Origin of the sequence: Staphylococcus sp. GDY8P47P, assembly GCF_016892225.1 — a bacterium.
GTDB classification, from domain to species: Bacteria; Bacillota; Bacilli; order Staphylococcales; family Staphylococcaceae; genus Staphylococcus; species Staphylococcus borealis.
The window spans coordinates 295,205-306,271 of sequence record NZ_JAFENV010000005.1 but is presented as its reverse complement, the minus strand read 5'-3'; the positions used below and the strand labels follow the sequence as shown (position 1 = coordinate 306,271).

Annotated in this window: 8 protein-coding genes; 3 read left to right on the top strand and 5 right to left on the bottom strand. The window is 31.7% G+C overall.

Features of this window, described 5'->3' with window-relative positions; genetic code table 11:
• The first annotated feature begins 304 nt into the window (after window positions 1-304).
• The gene (locus tag JVV30_RS01580; protein WP_239469288.1) at window positions 305-751 is read left to right on the top strand and encodes a TspO/MBR family protein; all 447 of its coding nucleotides are present in this window, start codon (window positions 305-307) and stop codon (window positions 749-751) included.
• 182 nt (window positions 752-933) lie between these two features.
• Window positions 934-1,353 carry a MarR family transcriptional regulator gene (locus tag JVV30_RS01575; RefSeq protein ID WP_053029116.1) on the top strand — a complete coding sequence of 140 codons (420 nt, stop codon included), beginning with the start codon at window positions 934-936 and terminating at the stop codon, window positions 1,351-1,353.
• 188 nt (window positions 1,354-1,541) lie between these two features.
• Here JVV30_RS01575 and JVV30_RS01570 read toward each other — a convergent pair whose 3' ends face one another.
• The 4 genes from JVV30_RS01570 to JVV30_RS01555 form a co-directional block, all read right to left on the bottom strand.
• A complete protein-coding gene (locus JVV30_RS01570) occupies window positions 1,542-5,663 on the bottom strand; it encodes a GW dipeptide domain-containing protein (RefSeq protein ID WP_204193131.1) in 4,122 nt (1,373 codons plus the stop codon).
• 236 nt (window positions 5,664-5,899) lie between these two features.
• On the bottom strand, window positions 5,900-6,322 hold the full coding sequence (locus tag JVV30_RS01565; protein ID WP_070855162.1) for a GNAT family N-acetyltransferase: 423 nt from the start codon (window positions 6,320-6,322) through the stop codon (window positions 5,900-5,902).
• A gap of 142 nt (window positions 6,323-6,464) precedes the next feature.
• Complete coding sequence (locus JVV30_RS01560; RefSeq protein ID WP_053029119.1) at window positions 6,465-6,935, bottom strand: DUF2538 family protein; 471 nt, start codon at window positions 6,933-6,935, stop codon at window positions 6,465-6,467.
• A gap of 18 nt (window positions 6,936-6,953) precedes the next feature.
• On the bottom strand, window positions 6,954-8,210 hold the full coding sequence (locus JVV30_RS01555; RefSeq protein ID WP_070855163.1) for an LCP family protein: 1,257 nt from the start codon (window positions 8,208-8,210) through the stop codon (window positions 6,954-6,956).
• A 461-nt stretch (window positions 8,211-8,671) separates the two neighbouring features.
• Between JVV30_RS01555 and JVV30_RS01550 the strand changes: the two genes are divergently transcribed.
• Complete coding sequence (locus JVV30_RS01550; RefSeq protein WP_053029121.1) at window positions 8,672-9,847, top strand: serine hydrolase domain-containing protein; 1,176 nt, start codon at window positions 8,672-8,674, stop codon at window positions 9,845-9,847.
• A gap of 217 nt (window positions 9,848-10,064) precedes the next feature.
• Here JVV30_RS01550 and rihC read toward each other — a convergent pair whose 3' ends face one another.
• Window positions 10,065-10,964 carry a ribonucleoside hydrolase RihC gene (rihC, locus tag JVV30_RS01545; protein ID WP_070855164.1) on the bottom strand — a complete coding sequence of 300 codons (900 nt, stop codon included), beginning with the start codon at window positions 10,962-10,964 and terminating at the stop codon, window positions 10,065-10,067.
• Between the last annotated feature and the right edge of the window lie 103 nt (window positions 10,965-11,067).

Below are 11,067 nucleotides of genomic sequence, written 5' to 3'. Positions count from 1 at the left end.
ACTTGCTTTGCTTGTAAAATCACTTTCTTGATTTTTTGTGTTGGGGCCCCCCCCGCAAGGATGACTAGAACTGAGAAAAGCTTGTATTAAGCGCCTTCTCAGTTCAGTCTGCTACTGCGAATTTGCAAAATAGCTGCATTATAGTATTTATGTCCAGGACTCCTTTGATATACATTTTATTTGATTTTAAGATAATTATTTCAACTATGAATATTATTTTTTGAATAGGGAAGAGGAAGTTAATAAGCAAAAGGAGAGGATTACCATTAATATATTAAAAAATACGTTTAAATTGTTACATCCAATGTTAGGTGGGAGTATCATTGGTCGAGTCATAGCGAAAGAATCAAAAGAGGATTATAACCAATTTAGAAAGCCACCATTTTCACCGCCTACAAAAGCTTTTCCAATTGTTTGGCCAATCTTATATGTACTCATGGGCGTTTCTTATTTACTCACTACGAAAAATAATGAACAGACGACTAAGATTAAAGTGACTCACTATAGTCAGTTAGCCTTAAATTATTTATGGTCAATACTATACTTTAAAAAGAAAGTTAGAGGCATTGCCTTTATTGAAAGTATGATGTTGTTTATCTCTGTCGTCGTTAATACAATTTCAATGTTTAAAATACATCGCATTGCAGGTTTATTACAAATTCCGTATGTCATGTGGTCTGCATTTGCAAGCTATTTAAATGCAGGTAATTATTTCCTTAATAAAGATAACCCGAACTATAAAAAACAATAGAAATGTCAAGCTCAAGCAATGTTTCGTTAAATTTCACGTTTGCCTTAATGGTGAGTTAAACTGAATGAAATTAAAATTGAATTATTGAGATATGTATTGTGACAAAATATTGAAAGTACATGACATATAAAAAAATCATAGTATAATAGTATTATCAATTACAAAAGTGGAGTAGAACAACAATGTATAATCAACTAGAAAAACTTATTACACTAACAAATAATGACCTGAATTTGGTTAACAGACGATTTGGACAACGCACGGACATTACAAATGATCAACTAGAATTATTGCGTATATTATATAGCTTTGATCGTTTATCACAATATGATTTAACGATGAAGATTAGCAGAGAACAATCTATTGTTTCTAGATGGATTAAGAAATTAGTTCAGAAAGGCTATATCACAAGTCAACAATCACATGAAGATTTACGTTGCAAAGACTTATGTCTAACAGAAGAAGCGCGTAATTTAATTCAACAAATCAATACTGCAAGATGTGAATTAATAGAAGCACGTTGCCAATGTCTAAGTAAAGAGGAAATACAAAGTCTAAATCAGTTATTAGACAAACTGAATAGCCGTCATATATATATTTAAGAAAATAAGCCATAACGTTTTAATGAATCTTGTTAGAAGATCATTTTAACGTTATGGCTTAATTTATGAGCATAGTAGAAGAATGATCGTTTACATTATTAAGGCTGGGACAAAATCAAATGTCCCAGCCTTAACTTTTCTAGTTTTTTAACCATTCTATCTTCCAGTTATTTGACTGAAGAATGTCATTATTTAGTATAACTTGTGATATCGAAGTATTTACCAACTGCTTTAATCTCACTGTATAGTTGTTTTAAATATTGAGCGTTGATATTAGCCCAGTTAATATCAGTTGCATATTGATGCGTAGCAGGGTGATCTGGATTCCAACGCATTTTGTATAATGTATTTTGTCCAGCTTTAATATAGTCTTTGCCTATAAATTTAGCACCACCAATAATAGCTTTAGATACTGAGTTCCAACCAGCTTGTTTAGCATAGTTAATGCCACTGTATAGTGGATTAGCATCGTATGCAGCTATACCAAATACGTTGTGATATTTTGTAGTACTCTTAGTAGTAACATAATTATTTACAATATTAGCACCTTTAGCTAATTGAGATTGACCATTACCTGTTTCAATTAACGCGTGTGCAACTAAGTAAATTTCATTAATACCTGAAGTGGCAGCCGCTTGACTGAATGCTTGTCCTTGATTCTCAAGTACACCTTTACCTTTAAGTAATTGGTTTAAACTTGCTACAGAAATGTTTTGTGGACGATCTAAACGTAAGAATTGGTACTTAAGTGTTTCATCTTTAGCTAATCGTTCAGGGTTCATCGCATTTTTAATTTCACTATAAGTAGCATTAGACCAACCATAACCGTTTCTTTGAACTTGTGGAGGTGCGCCATAAGCATTTTGTTGAAGTGACACAGCTTGATTTAAAGTTCTATATGATTTTGAATATTTAACTAATTCTTTCTTCAAATCAGTATCTTTAATCCATACATACTTACCATTGCTTAATTTACCATAATACCAAGTTTTACCATTGATGACTTTACGGTTCGTTACTTGGAAAATTTGTTCATTAAATGCTTTTAATGAAGTTGCTTTTACAGAGGTAGGATCATCATAATAAAAACCATTATAGTTATTAATAATGAATTCATATTGATACTTTTCACCAGTATTTGATGATGTATTAGATGATGTTAAGTCATCTTTAGCAATCCAACCTGTTTTACCATTAACAGTACCATATAAGTAAGATGTATTGCCTACAACAACAGATTTAGATACTTTAAATGATTGATTAGCTAAGTCTTTATTGTCTAAACGTTGTTGATTTGTACCCCATGCGATTGAGTAAAGTCCATTATTTTTATTATTAATTTTGTATGTGCCTGATGTTTTTTGTACAGAACTTGAATTTTGAATATTTAAGTCCTTAACATTAAACCAACCTAAAGGTGTATTTTGTGTCGTGTTTTGAAGTAACACATACGTATTACCATTAGCTGTTTTTTCTTTAGAAACATTGAAAGTACGATTTGCATATTTAGACGCATTTTTACCAGTTTTATCATAAACAGTTGCGTGTGCACCACTGTTATTTGCATTAACTTGAGCTACTTTAGACACTGTTTGTGTTGAAGATGTAGATGGTTTAGTAGCTTTTGTATTCATTGCAATCTTAGCGTTTACTTTAGGTGCTTGTTGCACATCAGTTGATTTAATCCAACCCCAAATATTATTGATTACACCATGTAGGTATGTTTCATTTCCTACTTTAAGGTTATCAATTGATTTTAATTGTTTGCCACTAGATGGAACTGTAGCTTTAACTTGTTTAGCTGTTCCCCAAGGTGTGTCATAAATATTGGCATTACCTTTAATATTGTAATAAGTGGCAGTTGTCTTGGTAGGTGTTGAAGACTTAACAGTAATTTCTGAAGCCGGAATCCAACCTCTTGAAGTATTACCATTATAATCAGAAATTAAGTAATAATCTTTATTGTTTAACGTAGCTTTCTTAGTGATGTTATACGTCTTACCACCAAGCGTAGCATTTGCTTTTGCGTTCTTATCATAAACAGTTGTATATGATCCTTTATTCTTAGTAGAAACTTGACCTAAAGTATTTTTAAGGTTAGACACTTTTAATGTGTTGTCTACTGCTGGTGTTTTACTGCCTGATGTTGGTTTAGTTATATCAGTTAGGAAAGCTTTGCTAACCCATCCATTTTTACCATTTAATGAACCAAATAAATAAGTGGATTGGCCTACTTGTTGTGATTTTGTTGCTTTAAATGGTGCAGTATTTGATTTAGAAACCGTTCCAGCTACTTGATTATAATTACCCCAAGGTACTGTATATAATGTAGTACCAGATTTAATATTGTATGATTGGTTAACTTTTACAGGTGATTTTACAGTGTTATAAATCATTTCACCTTGTTTAACCCAACCGTATACTTTACCGCTATTATAGTCAGATACTAAATAGTATTTGTCTTTGCCAAGTGTAGCAGATTTAGTAACAGATAGAGTGTTATGCACTTGATTTGTAGCTTTACCTTTAGCATCATAAACGGTTGTGTATAAGCCACTATTATTTGTTTTAATTTGAGCTAGTCCAGTATTAGCATTAACAGTTAATTTAGGTGATGTAGTAGTTGAACCACTATTACTTGAGCCACCTTTATTTGTATTAGATGAACCGCTATTACTTGAAGTTGTACCCCAAGGTGCGACTTGACCCGTTTTGATTAAATATTTTTCATTAATTAAATCATATAATTCGTTATAAGAATAGTTATGATTTTGTAAATAAGCGTGTGGATCTGAATGATCCGTGCCACCTAAGAAACGGCTGATAGCATAGTGTGTCCATACGGTACCTTGACCGTCATTCTCAGCACTGTTAGGTTTTAAACCGTAATATTGTAATTGTGTTGCAGCATAATCTGCATAGTTATTCATTGACTTAGCAAATGAAACATAGTCATGTGTATGCACAATTTCAACATTGATGAAACGATTATTAGCTTGCGGACCTGCACCCCATGATAAGTAGTCAGTAGGGGCAGTTTCAATGATACGGTTGCCATCAACAAATGCATGAACAAATGCTGAATTGTAATTATTTTTCATATAATTAATTTCGCCATCAATTGTTGAATTATCATTAGCAGTATCATGAACTACAATACCTTCAGGTCGACCTACACCATTACGATAGCCATATTTAGGGAAGTATGATGAATAATTTTCTTCAATCTTAGGTGCTTGTAAGTTATTTGAACGAATATAATTGTTAATTGATGAACTAACTTGTGGTTTATATTTTGGTAACGATGATGTCGTTGCTCTAGCAGCATAGCGTTTTACTGTTTTTACGGGTGTTGCTGAACCACCTTTGCCACCAACTGATCTAAATCCAGAATAACCCGATTGCGCGTTGTGTGTTGCTGACGTTTGAGTAGCATTCGTTGAAGCTTTCGTTGTTGCTTTTGTTGAAGCTTTTGTCGTTGTTGTATTTTCAGAATTAGCTACTTTCGACGATTTAGCTTGCGCTACATTTGATTGCGTAGCATTTGTCGCGTTATCACTATAAGTACTAATGTTCTCAGTATTAGTTTGTTTATGCTCTGTTTGTTGCTTTGATTGAGCTGCTTGATTAGATTGAGTTGGAGTAACAGTTGATTGATTTGTATTATTTTTATTTGATGAAGTTAAACGTGCTGTTTGTTGTGAACTTTCATCAATTGTATTATTTTGGTTTTTAACATCTTGTGTAGCTTCTTGGTTTGTATTCGCAGACGTACGCTCATTTGTTTGTTGTTCAGATACTTCTGAAACATTTACAGAAGCTTGTGATGTTTGATTATTCGTATTCACATTATTTTGCGTTTGAGTCGTATTCTCTTTTTGGTCTACTTTGTTTAATGTTGATGCTTGTTGTTCATTGTTTTGAACTTTAGCTGACGTACTATTTGAATCTGCTGTATTTGTATTAGCTGTATTTTGTTTTTGTGCACCTTGTTGATTTTGTGATGACGTATCAACTGTATTTAAGTTATCTAATTTAGCATCGTATGTTTTACTTGCTGTAGCAACAGATGCTTTTACATTTTCAGGATTTTGATATGTTTGTACACCTGAAACATTTTGTGCTGAATTCGTTACTTCTTTTTTAGCCTGTTCAGCATTTTTTATATTTTGTTGATCGTCAATCACATTATTTGTGTTATTAGAATTTTGATTCGTTTCAGCTGCATGTGCTTGTTGTGTTGTAAATGCAGCACCAAATAAAGTGATTGCAATCATGGAAGGAAATTTTAAATTAAACTTTTTGGTCATATTGTTACTCCTCGTTATTAGTATAGTTACAATTCCATTATAGTATTTTAAAATTTGCTATGATTTGATTTAACTTATTTGTAAACTAACTTTAATACTTTCTTACTTATATTAAACAAATTATGAATTTACTAAGGGGTTAGCGGGGTAGAATTAATAATTAAAAGCACATTTATCAAATAGGTTAACGAAATTAAAAAATTACATATAATACATGTAATTTGAATGTACCCTGTTTATATATTCTTATACATTTTGATATGATCGATATTTTCTTCAATAAAAATGTCGCCTGTTGACATATAACCTAGTTTCTCGTAAAAACCTTGTGCCTGTACTTGTGCATTTAATACTAATTGTTGATATCCTTGATCTTTCGCAAAACGTTCGATGGCGTGCATTAAAGTTTTACCATATCCATCTTTTCTATAATCTTTTAGAATAGCAACTCTCTCTACTTTAGCAGCGTCATTATATGGTCTAAACCTTGCACATGCAAATGGCATATGATTTGTATTATACCCAATAACATGTGTTGAACTTTCTTCAAATGAATCTAATTCATTTTCCAAAGGAACACCTTGTTCTTTTACAAATACTTCTTGTCTTATGTAAAAACAATCTGATAACATGTCTTTATTTTTTACGATTTCAAACATTTCAAAGCCCCCTATAGATATAATTATTAAAAATTTAAAAAATTCAAATTAAAAAAATTATAAAGTTATTCTATCTGATTTATATACAGAAAAAATCTCCTTTTTACAAACAATAAGTAAAAAGGAGTAGGAATATCGTTTTTTATAATGCTTCTTGGCGAACAATGGCGCTATATTGCCAAAATATTCTCATTTGAGCAATATTCCAGTTATTCATGCCCATTGTGTAGCCTGAAGGTTTAAATATGTTAACATCAGTCACTTCTAATGCTGCAGCAATGAGATATTGAAGAGGTACGCTAATACTTTGCATTGTCTCGGTGATACCATTCTCATTGTAGACCCAAGAGAATGGTAAATCTGATTCAAAAACATCCACTTTATTGAAAATTTCAGGTAGGGCAAGAATATAACATGCGCCATTTACAATAGGGTTAATTGAATTCTCACCGTAGTAAACTAAAAGGGCTTCATAATTTTCGCGATGTTCGTGGTTTACGTAAAAGAACTCACTTCTGAATAAAGCCATGTCTTTGCTATGAATAATTTGTTGCTCTAAAACATTGAACATGCCGTTAATGTTAGCAGCTTTTTCATATGTTTTACGTGACATAGTATGTGATCCTCCCAATTAATATAATTGATTCGTTTGATTTTGGTTGTTATTAAATGAATCGGATTGATTTGTCTGATTAAAATTGTTGGTTTGATTGTAATTATCGTTTTGCGTAGTACCCTGACTATTTTGGTCATAACCACCGTATGAATTTGAATTATCTGTTTCTGTTGACTGTGTTTCAGTTGTATTTTCAGTACTATCATCAGTAGAAGATGTATCTTTTTGATTATTTTTCAATAATGACTGATCAAGAGGTGTAAGTGGTACTAGTGTGCCGTAATGTTTAATTACACGTTGATCTAAGAAATCATCCTTATCTGTTATTTTAGATAGTCCTAAATCAGAACGCAATATATTTGAATATTTCATAATATTACTTACGCTCGGATTGTAATAGTAAATGTTTTGTAGGTAATCATCTTCACCTTTAAGTTGAGATGTTTTAAATTCAATGTCATCAGATAAATACATAGATGCGAGTGATTTAATTTCAGAAGCGGTTAAATTATGTTTGGCATTTTTTCCGACAATTTGTACTAAGTCATCTAATTTATCGTATGAATCTAAACTTTTAGCTTTTTGGAATAGCAATTTAATTAAATCCATTTGTCTTTCGCCGCGTTTTAAGTCAGAGTCATGGTGTCTTGTTCTTGCAACAGCTAACGCTTCGTCACCGTTCAGTTTTTGGTATCCTTTTTTTATTTTAATTCTACCACTGTCGTCTGTATTTGGTTCATTTAAGTCATAAGGAACGTCGTAATAGATCCCACCAAGTTCATCTACTGCTTCAACAAACGCATCCATATTCACACGTACATAGTAATCAACTGGAACATTTAGAGTAGCTTCGACAGAATCCATTGCAGCTACAGGACCACCATAAGCATGTGCATGCGTTATTTTATCGTAATAACCAACTTTAGGAATGTAGCTAATCGTATCACGTGGGATACTCAGTAAGCGAATTTGACGTTTGTCAGGACTAAAGGTAGAAAGAATCATTGAATCTGTTCTAGAGTGTTCCGTAGTTTGGCCATTTTTTCGGCGACCTTCATTATCATCGATACCTAAGAATAAGATTGATACGGCGTCTTTAGAAGGATTTACTTTACCTTCTCGAATGCTCGACTGACGTTTTGAATCAGTCTTATCATAAGAGTCTTGCATTGCACTTTCAGAAGTTTTGTACAAATTGATGATAAAAATTACAGGAACAACGATTAATACTAATGTGAGTAGCATCATAAAATATTTTAAAAATCGGTTCATAGCATTTGCTCCTATACATATTATCTTTTATAAGTGATTTTATAATTCGAAAAATAAACACAACTATGTGCTTGTTTAAGCAAAATCATAAAAATCAAAGATAAAGTTTTTAGTTTTCGTAATTTGTTTATAGTCAAAGGTGTTAAAATGAATTGAATTAATATGTTCTATACTCTCATAGCCTTAAATTGTATTACTTTTTGGAGAAAATTACAACTTTAATTTTAATACAAGATTTACATAATTAAAATAAAATTAAAAAAAGAGATTTCGTTGCATTAATCTATACTTTATCATACTAAAGTATGATGAATTTAAAAATGATGCGTGTATGATTAAAGAAAGATGAATTCAATGATGTTGTGTTATATAATATAAAATGTTGAATGAATAAAAAAATAATATAGATAGAATAGTTTTTGATTTAGACACGCTTCTATTTTAGATGTAAGAGGGACCTCATGAAAAATAACAAATTAAAAATTATAGCTTTTATTTTAGTATTAATCGTATTAGTGCTTCTCGTCATATTATTTGTCGTTAAAGTGACTAATTACAGTATTAAAGATAGTGCATATAATAATGTGAACGATAATAAGACTTATATTGAACATAGAGATAAACACCACAAAAAGGCGCCTAAGTTAAAAACGGTTCAAGCGGATGATCATAGTATTAAACAAATTAATACATATTTAAAGAATGTTCATTTTAATGGATCGATTACAGTTTTAAAAGATGGGAAGTTAATGCTTGATAAAGGCTACGGTTACCAAAATTTGGGTAGTAAGAAAAAGAACAACACAAATACGATGTATTTAATTGGCTCAGCACAAAAATTTACTACTGGCTTAATACTCAAGCATTTAGAATTATCAAACAAAATAAATATGAATGATTCTGTTACGAAATATCTACCTTGGTTCAAGACAAATAAAACCATTACCCTGAAAGATTTAATGTTACATAGAAGTGGTTTATATAAATTTAGTGCTAATCCAGATACTAAAAGTTTAGATGGAGCAGTACACGATATTCAAAGAAGAGGGATCAACAATAAGTATTATCATAAACATTTATATAATGATGCGAATTATTTAGTATTAGCACAGGTTATCGAATCAGTCACACATCAATCTTATGTAGAAAATTACTATAAATATTTAGCTGAACCTTATCACTTAGAACACAGTGCTTTCTTTAATGAAAAGCCTTTTAAAGAGAATATGGCTACGGGTTATAAAGTTAAAAATAATAAATTAAAAAAGATGAAACCTAATATTTTAGAGCAATACTACGGTGCTGGGAATTTATACATGTCTACGCATGATATGGCACGATTAGTTAATGACTTACAGCAAAACAATATTTTTAATCAAACGGTGACAACCTCATTGCTTCAAGAAATTGGAAGTACTAAATACCCAGAGTCATATAGATATGGATTCTATGCGACACCACAAGTCAATCGAATTAATGGTGTATTTTTTGGTCAAATATTTACTGTGTACTTTAATAAAGACTACATTATTGTATTAGCGACTAATAAAGTTGATAATGCTAAGCTATCCAATGAGTCGACGATTTCACATATTTACTATCAATTATTAGGTCAAAATATTTATGAAACGAAGTAACTAAAGTCGTGCATTTGAGGCAACGTTAACCTATAGGGCTATATAATATCGATATTAGCTGGCTAGAGTGAGAGGACCTTTAAATTAAGTTTTATCAACTTTAGTTATCCTTATTGGAGAAGGGCCTAATAATAGGAAGGACATAAAAATATTCCAAAAATAAATTGGGAGTGGAGAAACGAAATCATATTGAAGTCGTTCTTCACTCCCATAGTTTTTATTTAAGTGTGTTTTTGAATATGGAAAGGTAGTTATCATTTAAACTTGATGTAACGATTGTACAGTTTGGATATGGAGAATCAAAATCGACAACTGTAGCACCTCTAGTCAGTGTGCCTTGTAGTTCGATTTGTACATCAGCCAGATGTGTTTCGTAACTTTCTGTGTCGAGTAGATAGAGTACAGTAAAGACGTCATATAATTTTAACCCTTGAGCAAAATCCTTTTCTCTATAATGTTGAAAGAGTTGATAAAGCATTGCACTTGTTCGACTCATATGTTCGAATGACGCTAGATAATCATGCGTTAATAAAGATTGTCGCGCTAAATCAAGGCCAATCATTGTGATAGGGAGGCCACTATTAAACACAATATGAGCTGCTTCAGGATCGCTATAAATATTAAATTCAGCAAGCGGCGTTACATTACCTCGTCCAGCGCTACCACCCATTAAGACAATTTCCTTAATAAAATCTTTAACTTCTGGAAATGTACTTATTAATAAAGCAATGTTCGTCAGTGGTCCTAGAGCAACGATTGTGATAGGGGTGTCTGTTTGTAAGAGAATATCTCTCATTGCAGTTATTGAATTAGTTGATGCTAATTGATTTATTGATATAGAAGGGAAGTCATAACCATCCATACCACTTTCTCCATGAACATGACTAGCATCAATAACCTTACTTATTAATGGTTTTGTAGCACCTCTATGAACGGGTACGTCACTGTTGAAGAAAGTTTTTAATTTTAGCGCATTTGCAGTCGTTTTTTCGATACCAACATTTCCGTTAACAGTAGATATCATTTTAACATCAAAAGATGGATGTAATAGGGCGACACTTAATGCAGCTGCATCATCAATACCTGGGTCTGTATCTATAATTAATGGTAAACGCATTATTCAATTCATCTCCTATATAATGATTGGTTTAATATAAAGATAACTTATCTAAGATAGTAAATGAAAGTATAAAGAAAGAACCTGTTTGAAACGCTAAGGC

Bases quoted from the DNA above. Each gene is read 5' to 3' on its own strand.
- JVV30_RS01580 (WP_239469288.1), top strand. From the start codon at position 305: ATGTTAGGTGGGAGTATCATTGGTCGAGTCATAGCGAAAGAATCAAAA.
- JVV30_RS01575 (WP_053029116.1), top strand. From the start codon at position 934: ATGTATAATCAACTAGAAAAACTTATTACACTAACAAATAATGACCTG.
- JVV30_RS01570 (WP_204193131.1), bottom strand. From the start codon at position 5,663: ATGACCAAAAAGTTTAATTTAAAATTTCCTTCCATGATTGCAATCACT.
- JVV30_RS01565 (WP_070855162.1), bottom strand. From the start codon at position 6,322: ATGTTTGAAATCGTAAAAAATAAAGACATGTTATCAGATTGTTTTTAC.
- JVV30_RS01560 (WP_053029119.1), bottom strand. From the start codon at position 6,935: ATGTCACGTAAAACATATGAAAAAGCTGCTAACATTAACGGCATGTTC.
- JVV30_RS01555 (WP_070855163.1), bottom strand. From the start codon at position 8,210: ATGAACCGATTTTTAAAATATTTTATGATGCTACTCACATTAGTATTA.
- JVV30_RS01550 (WP_053029121.1), top strand. From the start codon at position 8,672: ATGAAAAATAACAAATTAAAAATTATAGCTTTTATTTTAGTATTAATC.
- rihC (WP_070855164.1), bottom strand. From the start codon at position 10,964: ATGCGTTTACCATTAATTATAGATACAGACCCAGGTATTGATGATGCA.